Origin of the sequence: Methylophilus sp. 3sh_L (assembly GCF_046766015.1) — a bacterium.
In the GTDB taxonomy this organism is placed as follows: domain Bacteria; phylum Pseudomonadota; class Gammaproteobacteria; order Burkholderiales; family Methylophilaceae; genus Methylophilus.
The window spans coordinates 131192-147421 of record NZ_JBKOUF010000003.1; the positions used below are offsets into that span (position 1 = coordinate 131192).

Annotated in this window: 14 protein-coding genes; 5 read left to right on the forward strand and 9 right to left on the reverse strand. The window is 51.2% G+C overall.

Annotated elements, in window-relative coordinates; translation table 11 throughout:
• The first annotated feature begins 190 nt into the window (after window positions 1-190).
• On the forward strand, window positions 191-862 hold the full coding sequence (locus ACIDF8_RS08355; RefSeq protein ID WP_412010158.1) for a mechanosensitive ion channel family protein: 672 nt from the start codon (window positions 191-193) through the stop codon (window positions 860-862).
• Between the two features lie 10 nt (window positions 863-872).
• On the opposite strand, the gene ACIDF8_RS08360 is transcribed toward ACIDF8_RS08355, so the two are convergent.
• Complete coding sequence (locus ACIDF8_RS08360; RefSeq protein WP_412010159.1) at window positions 873-1619, reverse strand: LytR/AlgR family response regulator transcription factor; 747 nt, start codon at window positions 1617-1619, stop codon at window positions 873-875.
• On the reverse strand, window positions 1612-2631 hold the full coding sequence (locus ACIDF8_RS08365) for a sensor histidine kinase (protein WP_412010160.1): 1020 nt from the start codon (window positions 2629-2631) through the stop codon (window positions 1612-1614). The genes ACIDF8_RS08360 and ACIDF8_RS08365 overlap by 8 nt, the downstream gene beginning before the upstream one ends.
• 91 nt (window positions 2632-2722) lie before the next feature.
• Between ACIDF8_RS08365 and argH the strand changes: the two genes are divergently transcribed.
• Complete coding sequence (gene argH / locus ACIDF8_RS08370) at window positions 2723-4141, forward strand: argininosuccinate lyase (protein WP_412010161.1); 1419 nt, start codon at window positions 2723-2725, stop codon at window positions 4139-4141.
• Between the two features lie 47 nt (window positions 4142-4188).
• A complete protein-coding gene (locus ACIDF8_RS08375; RefSeq protein WP_412010162.1) occupies window positions 4189-4875 on the forward strand; it encodes a hypothetical protein in 687 nt (228 codons plus the stop codon).
• 785 nt (window positions 4876-5660) lie between these two features.
• Here ACIDF8_RS08375 and hemW read toward each other — a convergent pair.
• The 3 genes from hemW to ACIDF8_RS08390 are packed head-to-tail and all read right to left on the reverse strand — an operon-like array spanning window position 5661 to window position 10128.
• A complete protein-coding gene (hemW, locus tag ACIDF8_RS08380) occupies window positions 5661-6869 on the reverse strand; it encodes a radical SAM family heme chaperone HemW (RefSeq protein WP_412010163.1) in 1209 nt (402 codons plus the stop codon).
• A gap of 38 nt (window positions 6870-6907) precedes the next feature.
• Window positions 6908-9421, reverse strand: a complete 2514-nt coding sequence (locus tag ACIDF8_RS08385) for an ABC transporter permease (RefSeq protein WP_412010164.1) — start codon at window positions 9419-9421, stop codon at window positions 6908-6910.
• A complete protein-coding gene (locus ACIDF8_RS08390; RefSeq protein ID WP_412010165.1) occupies window positions 9421-10128 on the reverse strand; it encodes an ABC transporter ATP-binding protein in 708 nt (235 codons plus the stop codon). Before ACIDF8_RS08390 ends, ACIDF8_RS08385 begins: the two co-directional genes overlap by 1 nt.
• Before the next feature lie 2 nt (window positions 10129-10130).
• On the opposite strand from ACIDF8_RS08390, the gene ACIDF8_RS08395 reads away from it, so the two are divergent.
• Window positions 10131-10769, forward strand: coding sequence for an arylesterase (locus ACIDF8_RS08395; protein ID WP_412010166.1), 639 nt, complete (start codon window positions 10131-10133; stop codon window positions 10767-10769).
• Between the two features lie 119 nt (window positions 10770-10888).
• Entirely contained in the window at window positions 10889-12232 is a 1344-nt protein-coding gene (gene yjjJ / locus ACIDF8_RS08400; protein ID WP_412010167.1) for a type II toxin-antitoxin system HipA family toxin YjjJ, read from the forward strand.
• Between the two features lie 105 nt (window positions 12233-12337).
• On the opposite strand, the gene ACIDF8_RS08405 is transcribed toward yjjJ, so the two are convergent.
• The 4 genes from ACIDF8_RS08405 to rdgB form a co-directional block, all read right to left on the reverse strand.
• A complete protein-coding gene (locus ACIDF8_RS08405) occupies window positions 12338-13255 on the reverse strand; it encodes a hypothetical protein (RefSeq protein ID WP_412010168.1) in 918 nt (305 codons plus the stop codon).
• A 130-nt stretch (window positions 13256-13385) separates the two neighbouring features.
• On the reverse strand, window positions 13386-15212 hold the full coding sequence (gene recQ, locus ACIDF8_RS08410; RefSeq protein ID WP_412010169.1) for a DNA helicase RecQ: 1827 nt from the start codon (window positions 15210-15212) through the stop codon (window positions 13386-13388).
• Window positions 15213-15368: 156 nt separating this feature from the next.
• Window positions 15369-15584: a hypothetical protein gene (locus ACIDF8_RS08415; protein WP_412010170.1), complete on the reverse strand. Its 216-nt coding sequence runs from the start codon at window positions 15582-15584 to the stop codon at window positions 15369-15371.
• 20 nt (window positions 15585-15604) lie between these two features.
• The gene (gene rdgB / locus ACIDF8_RS08420) at window positions 15605-16228 is read right to left on the reverse strand and encodes an RdgB/HAM1 family non-canonical purine NTP pyrophosphatase (RefSeq protein WP_412010171.1); all 624 of its coding nucleotides are present in this window, start codon (window positions 16226-16228) and stop codon (window positions 15605-15607) included.
• Between the last annotated feature and the right edge of the window lie 2 nt (window positions 16229-16230).

Sequence of the window (16230 nt, forward strand, 5' to 3'; positions counted from 1 at the left end):
GATGAAGTTAGCTGGATTAAGCTGCGCATTTTAACACGGCCCAAGCAGATGACTGCGCAAGCGATGTGGATGAACCTTTGACCCACATCAGAGTCGGATTGAGTTATGCTGAGGACTGCTCAGCAATGCCTAAGGGCTGAGCAAGTGGCAATAAAAGTCACGTTTTTCAAGACAAAGAGGAGGACTACTCATGCAGTACCAAATCGAAATTTTCCTTTCTTCTCTCAATCAATTCTGGGTCGAACTGGTGCATTTTGTGCCCAAATTACTGGCTGCAATGGTTATCCTGTTTTTTGGCTGGCTGGTGGCAAAAGCAGTCAGGATAGGCGTTAAACGCATCCTTGAACTAACGCATTTTGATACCTTTGCGCAAAAATCTGGCCTGGAAACGTTTATGCGTAGCGCCAATTATAAAGTCACCCTCAGTGGCATTATCAGCCAGGTGGTTTACTGGCTGGTGATTCTACTGTTCGTCATCACTGGCGCCAATTCATTGGGGCTTTACGAAGTAGCCGCCTTGCTAAAAGAGCTCGCCAGCTATTTGCCTCACATCATTGTGGCTATTTTGGTGGTGATCTTTGGGACGCTGTTTGCCCGCTTTATCAACCGCTTGGTGTTTGCCTGGCTGCACAGCATCAAATTTGACCAGGCGTTGGTGATCAGTACTTCGGCGGAATATTGCATCCAGATCCTGGCCATTTTCATCGCACTGGAACAGCTTGGCATCGGCATGCAGTTGATTCACTCACTCTTTGTGATTGTATTTGGTGCCGTATTTTTAGCGCTGGCGATTGCTTTTGGCCTGGGCGGGCGTGACTGGGCGGCAAAGGTGATAGACCAGGCGCAACAAAAGAAAAAATAGCTACTTTGAATTAAGTGGCTTTAATAAGGTGCTGGTGACGGCGGCTGACCACCAGGGTTTCGGGAATGCCCTTAAGCAAAACCACCCAGGCTGCCTCCCCCGCCTCTTCACCTTCAGCCATACGTTGTTTTTCAAAGCCGCTGATGGCTGCGCGCGCCACCAGGGCATTGCGATGTATACGGACAAACAGATCGGGATAAGCCTGCTCTAGCTGCGTGAGTGAGTCTTCGAGTAAGTAACTTTTTTCACGGGTACGCACGGTCACGTATTTCAGCTCCGCGCGCAAATAAAGCACCTCGGCAATCGGCACCAACAGCACTTTGCCCCGCTCATGAATACTCAAATGGTCACGGGTTTGCTGCAATGGCTGCAATGCTTGCGATTGTGCAGCCTGCAATGGTTGCGCTTTGGCCAATGCCGTGGCCAGGCGCTCGCTGCGGATAGGCTTGAGCAAATAATCGATTGCGTTCAACTCAAAAGCCTGCACGGCATAATGATCGTAAGCGGTCGTAAAAATCAGCTTGGGAGGCGTTGCCAGGCCGCGCAAATGCTGCGCCAGTTCTATACCATCCATCACAGGCATGCGGATATCCACCAGCACAATGTCCACGGCTTGTTGTTGCACCAGCGACAACGCCTCCACGCCATTGGCCGCTTCACCGGCGACTTCATACCCGCCGATATCCCCGACCAGATCGCGCAGGCGCTGCCGGGCTAAGGGTTCGTCGTCCACAATCAACAGTCGCAGGCTAGCCATGCATCACCTCGGACAAAGGCCGTGTCGGGATAACGATTTCAACAATATAGCGCTGATCCGCCTCGTACTGGCGTAATTGCGCCTCGAGGTCATAATGCAAGCGCAAGCGTTCACGAATATTCTTGAGTGCCATTTTATTGCCACTCGCGCGGTTGCTTGGAGGTGGTAGCGGGTTGCTGAGCCGTAACAGCAAGCTTTTACCGCTTGGCTTGATCTCTATATGCACCACCCCACCATGCGGCTGCGGCTCAATGCCGTGATAAATGGCATTCTCCAGCAAGGGCTGCAAAATCAACGGCGGGATCATCATCTCAGGCGGAATGTCAGACAGCTGCCAGTCACATTGCAGCCGTTCATCCAGCCGCAGTTTTTCGATATTGAGGTATTGCTGGCACAAGGCAATTTCTTGCGATAACGGCACCAGGTCGCGGTTGTCTGCCATCAGTACACGGAACAATTCCGCCATATCCTCCAGCGCCGTTTCAGCACGCTGTGGCTGGCTGCGGATCAAAGACAACGCCGCATTGAGGCTATTAAACAAAAAATGCGGGCGGATGCGCGCCTGCAAGGCCTGTAAACGGGCCTCAGCGATGGCCGGGGAGTATGCCCGTTGCAGCAGATCAAGGTAATACAGGCAAATCAACACATCTGCGAGACATAAGGCCAGGACTTGCGCCCACTGCGGCAAACTCAACGGTGTGATCCAGGCATGATACCCATACGTTGCGCAGGCGGTCAGACTCAGCGCCAGCAACAAGATCCCAGCAATCGCCGGACGATACATCCAGCGACTCATCCACGGGTACGCCAGCGTCAGCGCCCCCATCACCAGCAACAACGGTGGTAACCACTGGCTACTCAACTGTGCCAGAGCATTCAACCAAGCCGACACCGTCCACTCTGGCTGGCTATCGTAGACCACCAGCAAGCCAAGCATGCATACATGTAGCAATAGCACACGTAAGTGTATGCCCAGATTGCGGAAATTGGGAATGCGGCTAGTTTTACGCACAGCGTGATGTTCATTTATAATGTGGCTCCAGCATCATAAGTATTCAGCGCCAGTCGCGCAAGCCAGCCTTTTTGGCAGAAAGAATTTTGTTTTGACCGCATCCAAACCGACAACCCAGTCTTCTTTGCATCAAAAGGACCAAGCCTGGTCCGGCCGCTTTAATGAGCCGGTAGCAGAACTGGTCAAGCGCTATACCGCCTCGGTCGATTTTGATAAACGCCTGGCCAAGTTCGATATTCAGGGTTCAATCGCACACGCCACCATGCTAGGCACGCAAGGCATTATCTCGGCGCAGGATGTAGAAGAGATTAAACGCGGCCTCGGTGAAATTTTGGCTGAAATTGAAGCTGGGCAGTTTGAGTGGCTGCTGGATTTGGAAGATGTCCACCTTAATATTGAAAAACGCCTGACCGAGAAAATCGGCGATGCAGGCAAACGCCTACACACCGGCCGTTCACGTAATGACCAGGTGGCCACCGATGTGCGTTTGTGGCTGCGCAGCGTCGTCGATGACACCATTGCGGGTATCCGTGCCTTGCAAACTTCACTGCTGGACTTGGCCGAAAAGAATACCGACACTATCATGCCAGGCTTTACCCATCTGCAAGTCGCCCAGCCAGTGACGTTTGGTCATCATTTAATGGCTTATTTCGAAATGCTTAACCGTGACGCCGAGCGCTTTGCCGATGCGCGTAAACGTATCAACCGCTTGCCTTTGGGCGCAGCCGCCCTGGCCGGCACTAGTTATCCAATTAAACGCGAAATGGTGGCCGAATTGCTCGGCTTTGATAGCGTCTGCCAGAACTCGCTGGATGCCGTCTCTGACCGCGACTTTGCCATTGAATTTAATGCCGCAGCCTCATTGCTCATGATGCATTTGTCGCGCTTCTCTGAAGAGCTGATTTTATGGATGAGCCCTCGCTTTGGCTTTATTGATATTGCCGACCGCTTCTGTACCGGCTCCTCCATCATGCCGCAAAAGAAAAATCCGGACGTACCGGAACTGGTCCGCGGTAAAACCGGCCGTGTGTATGGGCATTTAATCGGCCTGCTGACCCTGATGAAAGGCCAGCCACTGGCTTACAACAAAGATAACCAGGAAGACAAAGAACCACTGTTTGATGTCGCTGACACCATGCTGGTGACCTTGCAGATTTACGCTGACATGCTGCGCGGCATCACCGTCAAAGCCGACAACATGCGTCAGGCTGCGCTGGAAGGTTTTGCCACGGCGACCGACCTCGCCGACTACCTGGTGAAAAAGGGCATGCCGTTCCGTGATGCACACGAAGTGGTTGCCCACGCCGTCAAAGCAGGCGTGGAATCCGGCCGTGACCTGGCCGAATTCAGTTTGGCAGAGCTACAAGCATTTAGCGCAACGATTGCGGAAGATGTATTTGAAGTGCTTACCCTGGAAGGCTCCGTCGCCAGCCGCAACCATACCGGCGGCACCGCACCAGAACAAGTGCGCCGTGCCATCGCACAAGCCAGAGTACAGTTAGGGCAGTGATGATTCCCCGCCATGCTCACCAATGGAATCTCAGATCATCGTTGGTGATGATGGCAGGCCTGATGATCGTCATCGGCGTGATGCTCCGGCTATTTAATCATCCCGTGCAAGCCGCGTTTGGTATCGCTAATCCCAAACAAGAGCAATCCATGCTCTGGCCACTGCTCCCCGGTGAAAGCGTCAACAGCCTTGCCGCCAAACTCTACCCGCAAAGCCCGGTGCTCCAGCAACGCTTTGTACAACAATCACTCACCCTGAGCCGCAGCCGCGGCATCCTGCTCAAAGCAGACCAAACGGCCAAGTCTGCACAATTAATCGCCGTACCCAATGCGCAAACCCTGCATACCATCACCCACCGCATTAAAAAAGCCGATGAAGTCGATCCGCAAACCTTTGTCACACCCGGCCTGGTGATGAGTGTACAACTCACACAAGGGGCCCAGCAAAGCGCGGGGTGGCATTTGCCAAAGCTGTCGCTGCCAAGCGTGCGCCTGCCAGAATTACCTGCATTTAAAGGCTATTCATTCTCGGTGGATCATTTAACGCGCCGTGTCATGGCCGTGAGAACGCATGTGGTGGATACCTATCAAGCTAATGCAAAAGCTATTGCTAACACCCCGCTGAACAAGCTTTATCAAGCACCGCAATTGGCGGTGATTGTGGTGAGTGCGCTATTGTTGCTGGTGTTGAGTTTGGTTTGGGGTGTTTTGGAGGAGCGGCGGCCCGAGCGTTAAGCTTTGTACATTCTTTTTCGCCTCTCGGCGAGTTACTTTCTGTTGCTTGCCCCACAGAAAGTAACCACAACTAACGCAGTGTTTCGGCGTAGGCTAACCTTTAGGTTAAGTCACGCGGTGGCGGCCGTAGCCAAAGAGAAGGGCACCCAGCCATCACGGCCTTCGGCTGCCTTGCGTTGTTGGCTACGGCCGCTACGCTTAAAATTGCTGCGCAAGTTAGCCTCCGCCGTAACAGACTGGTGCGCAGTCTTAGTTATCAACAAAGTGGGCGGTCACGAAACCCGCCCCAGCAGCTTGCACACCCCGCAAGCTGCCGCGGAGCTTAGACAGTCGCTCCCTTCTCCCTTACTTTGTCTCCGCTACTCAGCGTGATGGAATGGGATTTGTCTCGCCAAACTACGAGCGTAGAAGTTTGGGGCCGTTCAAAAAAATAATTCTTTTATTCAATCCGCCAACGGTGGCAGTCGCATGGTGTTCCGGGGCCCCTATCTGACGCGCCGAGTAGCGCAGGCAAAATAAGATCAAGCGAGCGGCTGTTCGAATCCCGCGGTGGCCTGCGTTTTGTGCAGGCCGCTAGGATGAGTTCTGCGAGCGCTTATTTTGACGAGCAACGCAGGATAAAAGCGGAAGCTAGGGTGCACTTTCTTTTGGTTACTTTATCTTTGTGCAAGCAAAGAAAAGTGACTCGCCGAAGGGCGACAGAGAGCGTGACAATCAATCACCGATCACAAGCGTGGGCATATATGCCCACCCTACCACTTTAAAACTCCTGCTTGCGTCAAGTATTACGGTAAAAACATCCCCAATAACTCATTCAAAAACCGCTGCCCTTTCAATGTCGGTGCAATCACTCCACTCTGCTCAGCCAACAACCCCTGTTGCTGCGCCGCCTGCAAGGTTGACTGAATCGTCCTTAATGGCAATCCCGTCCGTTGCTGAAACAACCCAGCCTCAACGCCATCCACTAAGCGCAACGCATTCATCATAAACTCAAACGCCAGGTCCTCACGCCCAATCTGCCATTCACTATCCACCACCTGCCCGGTAGTAACTGCTTCAAGATAACGCTTCGGATGCTTATGCCGGCTCTGGCGAATGATCTTGTCGTGAAAACTCAACTTAGAATGCGCACCCGCGCCTATGCCTAAATAGTCGCCAAAGGTCCAATAGTTGAGGTTGTGCTGACACTGCTGGCCTGGCTGGGCAAACGCTGAGGTTTCGTAGTGCTGGTAACCATTCGCGGCCAAAATTTTCTCGATTTCTTCCTGCATGGTAGCGCTGGTATCGTCATCCGGCAGGCTGGGTGGTGTGCGGTGAAATGGCGTGTTGGGTTCCAGCGTCAGGTGGTAGAACGACAGATGCGCAGGCTTGATCTGGCAGGCGGTTTCAGCATCTTTTAAGGCATCTTCCAGGCTTTGCTCTGGCAAGGCATACATCACATCCAGATTCACCTTATCAAAGGTGTTCAATGCCAACTCTGCCGCCGCGAGCGCCTGTTCACGGTCATGAATACGGCCTAGGGATTTGAGATATTGTGGCTGGAAACTTTGTATGCCCAGCGAAACACGGTTTACGCCTGCGTCGCGATAACCCTTGAAGTTAGCGATATCTACCGTGCCGGGGTTGGCTTCCAAGGTGACTTCCGCGCCATATTCCAGCGGGGTCAGCATGCGCACATGGCTCAGTATCTTATCAATCGATTCGGCAGAGAAAATGCTGGGCGTACCCCCGCCAAAAAACACACTGCGGATTTTGCGTCCCCATACCAGTGGTGTGGCTTGTTCCAGGTCGGCAATCAGCGCATCGACATACGCGGCTTCTGGAATCTCTTGCCGCGCTTCATGCGAATTAAAGTCGCAGTACGGACATTTGCGCACGCACCACGGAATATGGATATAGAGCGACAACGGTGGCGGATTGGTCAGGCCGCTCAGCGTGACATCGCCTTGCAGGGGCGCGTCACTTAAACTGTTGGCAGGGTAAATAGGGATCATGCGCGCATTTTAACTCGGAACACTCACACCTGACTGACCTATATGCTTTGCAACAATGCCCTGGGCGGTTGATTAAACTGGTGTCGCGCCACCAACCAAGCCGCCAATGGCACCAGCACAACCGCCGCGATCACGGCCTCGACAGTGAGCCAGGCATTGAACTGGTAATCCACTTTCAGTACGAGATTCGCCAGGTAATAAGCAGCGATATTAGTAAAAATAATCGCGACCACGCTGGCGAGCAAACCGACACTGACAAACTCCACCAGCATGGCGGAGATCACTTGCCGCCTTGAAGCCCCCAGTACTCGCATCAACGTGCTTTCACGCACCCGTTCCTCACGTGTCGCCATCAGTGCTGCATAAAGTACAGCCAAGCCCGCCAGCAAACTAAAACCAAACACAAACTCAATGGCATAACTCATTTTGCTGATCAGGGTTTGAATCTGCTCCATCAGCGCAGACACATTGATAATGGTCAGGTTGGGAAACTGTTTGACCAGGCGATTAATGGTTTCTTCCTGATCCGCAGGCAGGTGAAAGCTGGTGAGATAACTGGCGGCATAATTATCCAGCACCTTTGGCGGCGTCACGGCGAAGAAATTCACATGCATGCTGCTCCACTCCACCTTACGCAGGTTGGAAATGGTCAGGTTAAGCTTGGTGCCCGCCACGTCATAAGTGAGTTGATCGCCCAATTTCAGTTTGAGCGTCTTCGCCAGTTCCTGCTCTAAAGACAACAGATGTTTACCTGCGTCTTCAGCTTGCCACCACTGCCCGGCCACAGATGTATTATCCGCTTGCATGTCTACCGCCCATGACAGGTTAAACTCACGCTCTGCCATGCGTTTAGCTTTGTCATCGCTGTAATCCGCTGCACTGATGGGTTTGCCATTCACTGATTCCAAGCGTGCGCGCACCATGGGGAAAATATCCGCATGGCTAATACCTTGCTCAGTCAGTAATGCATTGATGCCTGGAATCTGCTCTGCCTGGATATTAATCACAAAGCGGTTAGGCGCATCTGCCGGTAATGAGGTTTGCCAGTTTTTCAGCAGATCATTACGCACAAAGGCCAGCAATAAAATCGCCATTAGGCCCATGCTCAAACCGACCACTTGCGCCACGGTTAAGGCCGGGCGGCGACGGAATCCCATCAAGCCGAGTTGAATCACGCCAAAGCGTTGCGAAGCCCCAACCTCTTGTTTGGATAATGCGCGTATCAGCCGCATACCGGCCAAAGCCAAAACACTGGCCACTACGACCAAAGCCACCAGCGCAGCCAATACAATGCCTGCCAGTTTAAGATCGCCGGAATGCCAGAATACCAAGCCGGCCAATACCAGAAATGCCGGTAAAAATACGAGGCCATTGTTGCGCACATTGCCCTCCAGATCCTGGCGCAAAATGCGTAAGGCAGGCACCGCTTGCAAGCGCATCAACTGCGGCCAGACGACGGTGAGTAAAGTGGCAAACCCTGTGACAAACCCCAAAATCACTGGCATCCAGCCAGGGCTAGGCAACGTCTCCAAAAACAGACGTTCAGCGAATATGGCTAATCCATATTGCGCGGCAAAGCCCAGTACACAACCTATGACGCTGCCAACCAAGGCCAGCAACAATGTCTGGTACAGCAAAATCTGCGTAATCAGTTGTTTGGTCGCGCCAAAGCAACGCATCAGTGCATAGGTATCAAGGCTTTTTTGCACATAGGGTATGCTCGCCAGCAACATGGCGACCATGGCCAGAATCACGCCAACGGTGGAAGCAATACCAAGGAACTGTTGCGCCTTATCTAGCGCATTGCGCATTTCTGGCCGCGCACTACGCACATCTTCTACCCGCTCGCCTCTACCTAATTGTGGTTTCAGCCAGTCAGCATAAGCCTGCATTGCATCTTGTTCATTCGCTTGGCTGGCAACCAGTAACTGGTATTTCACTCGGCTACCAAACTGGATTAAGCCAGTCGCCGCCACATCGGCGCTATTCATAAACACCCTTGGCGCAATACTGAACATATCACCGCCACGCGAAGGCTCCAGCAACAACAAGGCCGACACCTTAAACTGACTATCGCCGACACTGATGTTATCGCCAATATTCAATGCGAGTTTTTTTGCCAGGCTAGGCTCTATCCAGACAGTGCCCTTGGCAGGAACGTCCGTCGCCAGTTGTTGGCGTGATGCAGATTTGCTAATGGTTAAATGACCGCGCAATGGAAAACCGGACTCCACGGCCTTGATTTCGGCGAGCTGGCTGCTCTCGCCATTCAGCACCATGCTTGGAAACTCCATGGTCTGCGTGGTCTGGAATTGCCGCCGTTGCGCTTCTACCAAATAGCTTGCCGGGATGGCATGATCTGACATCACCACCAGATCGCCGCCAAGCAGCACGTTGCCCTGTGTTTGCATGCCGGATTTGATGCGGTCAGTGAAAAAACTGACTGAGGTGGTTGCCGTCACTGCCAGAATCAACGCAAACAGCAAGACACGGATTTCACCTGATGACCACAGGCTACGACACTGGCGCCAGGCAATAGAAAGCGCCAGCATTAATGCGCCCCTGCTTTGTTGTCTGCAATATCAATTTCTTTGAGTTGACCATTCTGCAAATTCAACACGCGCTGGCAACGCCGTGCCAGATTCATATCATGTGTCACTAGCACCAACGTCGTGCCGCTTTTCACATTCAGGTCAAATAGCAACTCAATGATAGATTCACCAGTTGCGGCATCCAGGTTACCAGTCGGCTCATCGGCAAATAAAATCGAAGGCTTGGCCGCAAATGCCCTGGCAATCGCCACTCGTTGCTGTTCACCGCCAGATAACTGTTTTGGATAGTGCGTTGAGCGCGCTGCAAGGCCGACACTTTCGAGCGCAGCCATCGCGATAGACGACGCATCACTGCGACTCGCCAACTGCAAAGGCAACATCACATTTTCAAATGCCGTTAGTGAGCCCAATAATTGGAACGACTGAAAGACAAACCCCATATGCTTGGCACGAATGGCGGCGCGGCCATCTTCATCCAACGGACCAATATCGCTGCCATCAATCAACACCTTGCCACTACTGGCAATATCCAGCCCCGCCAGCAAACCCAGCAAGGTAGATTTACCAGAACCTGAACTCCCGATGATCGCAAGCCTCTCACCCTTGGGTACGGCAAGATTCAAATTAGTCAAAATGGGGATTGTTGTATCATTGGAAACAACCGTTTTACTTAAAGACACTGCTTCAACCGCATAAGGGGCTTGCATTAATGATGTTCCGTTTTCTCAAAATATTAAGCGTATGCACTACTCTGTTTTTTTCCCATGCTGCCCTGGCTGAGACAACATCCAAACCGGTGATTCTGGTATTTGGAGACAGTTTATCCGCCGCCTATGGCATTCCCAAAGAAAAAGGCTGGGTCAATTTATTAGCGCAACGAGTGAAAGACAAGCAATTGCCCTACGAAGTTGCCAACGCCAGTGTCAGTGGTGAAACAACCGCTGGCGGACTCAGCAGATTACCTGCAGCACTCAAGCAGTTTAAACCCCGTATCGTCGTGCTGGAACTAGGCGCCAACGACGGCCTGCGCGGCTTGCCAGTAGACGCGATGAAAAATAACCTGGAGAAAATGATTCAAGCCAGCAAACAGGCGAATGCACAGGTTGTATTACTTGGCATGCTGATCCCGCCTAACTATGGCCCTAAATATACCAATGGTTTTAAAGCGGCGTTTCTTGATTTATCAGAAAAATACAAAACACCCTTTATCCCGTTTTTTCTGGATGGGATTAGCGGACACGCAGATTTAGTGATTGAAGATGGCCTACACCCGAATGTGAATGCACAGTCTAAGTTACTCGAAAATGTTTGGCCGACACTCAAACCCTTACTCAAAAATCTTCGCTAATTCACTTGCGCGTCTATGAACGCGCTGCCAATACACCACCACAAACAAATAAGTTGTGTTTGCCCCATTACGCGCCTATTATATCTATTCAATTATTTATTCAAACATCTATTCAAACCATGGCTGACTACACCCAAGCACTGCGCTTACATTTGGCCAATGGCCCGATAAAAGCAAAGCAACTGGCTGATTTAATTGGAATTAGTCAGCCTACCGTATCACGTGCTTTATCTCAATTAAATCATGAACTGGTGCGCGTGGGTGCTGCCGCCTCTATTCAATATTGCCTGCGTGACCCTTCCCGTGGCTTTGATGACATTCCGGTTTATCGTGTGGATAGCGACGGTAAAATCAGCGAGTTAGGCACGCTGATCCCTGTGAGACCACAAGGATTTGTAATGCAGCAAAGTGATGGTATCACCAGCCACTTTGATAGCTTACCCTGGTGGTTATATGACATGCGCCCGCAAGGCTTTCTTGGTCGCGCCTATGCCGTCCGCCATGCGGCAGCGCTGGGCTTACCAGAGAAACTGAGTGATTGGACTGACACGCACAGCCTACGTGCATTGCTCGCACATGGACAAGACGTGGCAGGCAACCTGCTACTGGGTGAAGTGGCTCGTGCGCACTTTATAAACGCTACGACACTGGCACCCATCGCCCAAACTGATCGCCCACAGCACTTTTTACGTCTTGCCGAAGAAGCCGCTCGCGGCGACACGCCAGGCTCTTCTGCAGGAGGTGAGCAACCCAAATTCACTGCCTATGTGCAAACAGCGCAGGACCCACAACATGTGCTGGTCAAATTCAGTTTGCCCGCACAAAACCCAGTCACCCAACGTTGGGCAGATTTGCTCTTGGCAGAACATCTTGCATTAGAAACGCTACTCCAAGCAGGCATGTCAGCATCAGCCTCAGAGATTATTGACACCGACACACAACGCTTTTTGCAAGTGCAACGCTTTGACCGCATTGGCGAACATGGCCGCCGCGCCTTATTTTCATTAGCTGCGCTTGATGCCGAGTTTGTGGGTAAAGCAAACGCAAGCTGGCCAGTGATTACACAACAACTGGCCGCACAAAAAGTGATCACCGCAGAGGCAGCACATGGTGCGCAACTGCTCTATGCGTTTGGCAAATTGATAGGCAACACCGATATGCACAACGGAAATGTATCGTTTATGAGCGAACACGGCCGACCATACGAACTCGCCCCCGCTTATGACATGCTACCAATGGCATTTGCACCGACGACCGGTGGACAACTCCCACAATCGTTTACCACCGCAGAAATCAGTGGCGAAATTGGCGCACCAACCTGGAAACAAGCACTGAGTCTTGCTCAAGCCTACCTGCAACAGCTTGGCCAACATCACGGCTTCAGTGTGGAGTTTGCGCCTTGTATGGAGACTTTAAGAAATGCGATTTTTGAAGCAGGTTTGAGAATCGGGAAATTAGCTTAGCGATGATGGGCCGATGATTGAACGCGTGGCCAACAAACTAACAATACTTGCATCTAAACTTTAGATTGAATTGTGATCTGAACTAATAATTTTCAGACAATGAAATTATGTTTTTAGTAATCTTTCATACTGCACTGGCAATAGGGAAAACTCCCCCCACGCTGGACGCTCAATGCACAAACCGATCCCATTCCATGTAATTTTCCCCCAGAATAAAACTATTCGCCCAATCGATTTATCATTAATTCCTTTCTCTGCTTGGCTTGAATCAACAGCCTTCAAGTAAAAATCTTTAATCGCTTTGCCCGACTTTAATTCTGTCATTCGAAGATTCGTAGGTTTTGGATTTTGTCCAGCATTGAAAGATTGGATTATTTCTCCCCAATATAATCTTGGTGTATCCTCAGGGCCATCAATGTCCTGAACACTTAATAAACTATCTATTAATCTGGTTGCTGTAAGTTGACCTGGTAAAACATAGTACTTATAAAGATTTTCATCAAATTTTCGACAAATGCCCGTGACAGTTGAAATTCTACTGGGCAACTTAAATACATCTTTTTGATAGCGAGCAATGGGAATTTCTGAAACTGGTCCGTTTATATCCTCAACTGCACTCTGATCATAAGGCTCTCCTGGACCTTTATTAGGCTCAGGTAATGTTTTTATAAACCCATTAACGATTACAAGTTGATCATCGGCGATCGCTTGAAGTGCCAACTCCTCAGTAAGATATTTCATACCTTCTGGCTTCGGCGTTCTTAAATCACACTCTACATCGCTATATGATGGTAAGTGAACGAAGCAAGCTTTACGTTGATTGGAAAAAATTGGTTTGTTTTTAGGCGAACGAGTGAGTCGTGTCTTACATCCTGGACAAAAAATGTGACCAAGCATACTTTCCTGAAACTCATTAGGAGGAATCTTTTGGGCGTTTAAAGTCAAAAAGCTTACGTCGCCCCCTTCATATGACCATCCCTTAAGATATAAAGCATATTTTATTCTGATGTTATCTTGAGCCATAAAATGTTCTGACAAGTTATGAAGTGAAATGAATTAGAACACTTTTTAGATATTCAATCTATTGATACAAATATTACAGAAAAAAATTGGTCAGTCACTATCATAATATTAAAATTAATCACTCAAATCTCTAAACAAGATCACTTAATACTAATAAAAACGCATCCCCGTATTTCTGCAATTTTGCTTGCCCTATCCCGCTAATCTGCCCCATGTCATTCAAGGTCTGCGGTTTGCGATTATGAATTTCGAGCAGAGTACTATCGTGAAAAATCACATACGGTGGTACGCCCTGCTCTCTTGCCAGTTCCAGCCGCTTGGCTTTAAGTGCTTGCCAAAGCGGATCATCATTCGCACCTTCAAAAGCTTCTTTGGCGCGGGCGCTGCGCTCAGCTTTGCTCATGCGTTTTTCGGGTTCGGCATCGCGGCGTAACCAGACTTCCTGCTCGCCTTTTAACACTGGTCGCGCTGCTTCAGTGAGATGCAAACCGCCATAGCCTGATAAATCAGTTTCTAAAAATCCCGCTGCAATCAATTGGCGATACACGCCGCTCCATTGCGCTTGATTTATGGTTTTACCGATGCCAAAGGTGCTGACTTTTTCATGACCAAAACGCTCTACTTGTGGTGTGACTTTGCCGGTGAGTACGTCAATTAAATGCCCGACACCGAATCTTTGCCCGGTGCGGTAGACACAGGAAAGCGCCATTTGCGCGACCTGGGTGGCTTGCCAGGTTTCTACCGGGTGCAGGCAGTTATCGCATTGCTCGCAGGCGCCGGGATGACTTTCGCCAAAGTAGCGCAAAATGGTCTGGTGGCGGCAGGCGGTGGACTCGCAGTAGCCGAGCAAGGCATCCAGCTTCAGGCGTTCCAGCCGTTTGCGTTCTTCGGAGGCTTCGCCGCTATCGAGCATTTGCCGCATGGAGACGACATCGCCCATGCCGTAGACCATCCAGGCATTGGCTTGCAGGCCATCACGCCCGGCACGGCCGGTTTCCTGGTAATAGCCTTCCATGCTTTTTGGCAGGTCTAGATGCGCGACAAATCGCACGTTGGGTTTATCGATGCCCATGCCGAATGCGATGGTTGCCACCATGATGATGCCTTCTTCACGCAGGAAGCGCCGCTGGTGATGTTCGCGTAACTGCGCAGGCAACCCGGCGTGGTATGGCAAGGCAGACCAGCCTTTTTCAACCAGCCAGGCGGCGGTTTCTTCGACTTTTCTGCGGGAGAGGCAATAAATAATGCCAGCGTCGTTAGGATGTTCGCGCTCCAGAAAGGCCTGTAATTGCTGGCGGGCATTATTTTTAATGCCGACGTGGTAGCGGATATTCGGGCGGTCAAAACTGGAGACAAACTGGCGGGCGTTTTCGAGGTTGAGCTGGCTGATAATTTCGGCACGTGTAGGTGCATCTGCCGTAGCCGTGAGCGCAATACGCGGCACATCTGGGAAGCGATTATGCAACACGGTGAGCTGGCGATATTCCGGCCGGAAATCATGTCCCCATTGCGAGACGCAATGCGCCTCATCGATCGCAAACAGAGCGAGGCCAACATGCTGCTGCACTTCATCGAGCAGGCTTAAAAAGCTGCCGACCATGAGCCGCTCGGGCGCCACATACAGTATTTTGATTTCACCACTCACTACCTGGCGGGTGATACGGGAATTATCTTCTGCGCTTAAACTGGAATTTAAAAAAGCGGCATTCACACCTAATTGTTGCAAGGCTTCAACCTGGTCTTGCATCAGGGCAATCAAGGGCGAAACCACAATCGCCAACCCATCGCGGGCCAAGGCGGGAATCTGGTAACAAAGGGATTTTCCGCCGCCGGTTGGCATCAGCACCAGCGCATCGTCGCCTGCAATCACATGCTCAACGATGGCTTGTTGCTGGTGGCGGAACTGGTTGTAACCGAAAACGGTTTGGAGGATGTGTTGGGGTGAGAGGGTTGCCATTTGGCAAGCCTAAGGAAGCACTGAATAATTGACTGCGCGGGCAAATTGCTGCGTTGCGCGGTGCTCGCAGCCGAGCCGTACACCACGTACTGTCTCGGTTCCTGTGCTCCGTGCGCCTTGCACTTTATCCCGCTCGCTCAATTATTCAGCACTTCCCTAAATCTTGTTATAAGGATTGATTAAGGTATCGACAAGCTCGTGCAAGGCTTTGCGCATTTGCGCTTCGCTGACTTCCATCAGCAAGCCATCTTCCAGCGCATCTTGTGCAATCTGTTTCAGTTCATCAAAATTTTCGGCCATGACTTTGACCTTTTCGGTGCAGGAAACCACCGAACCGTCATCGCGTACCCATTTTGGCCATTCATTACTCATTTACTTATTTACTCACCTGATTAATTGCTTAGTGTGTGTAGCTGTTGCAGCAGTTTTGCCATCGCTTGGCCGCGGTGACTCAACTGGCTTTTGATCTCAAGCGGTAATTCTGCCACGGTTTTGCCTGTCTGCGTATCCAGAAACAGTGGATCGTAACCAAAGCCTTCGGTGCCGCGGAACTCACGCAGGATTTCACCGCGCCACATGCCATCAGCAATCAAAGGCTGCGGGTCTTGTGGATGACGCACTAGCACGACCACGCTATAGAAATAGGCACGGCGGTCGGCAATACGTTCCATGGCCGCGAGCAATTTATCGTTGTTGCGCTCGTCTTGCGTGAGCAGGCTTTTGGTCGGTTGTGGCCCGGCGTAGCGAGCTGAGATCACGCCAGGCGCGCCATGCAAGGCATCAACACATAAACCGGAATCATCCGCCAGTGCGGGCAAGCCGGTATGCTGGCTGGCGTGGCGCGCCTTGGCCAGCGCGTTTTCAATAAAAGTGCCATACGGCTCGGGGCACTCTAGTACATGCAACTCGGATTGCGGCACCGCCTCGATATTCAAGGGGGCCAGCAAATGCGCAATTTCACGGATTTTGCCTTTGTTACCGGAGGCAATGACCAGTTTATTGAAGGGCAAGGCCATGC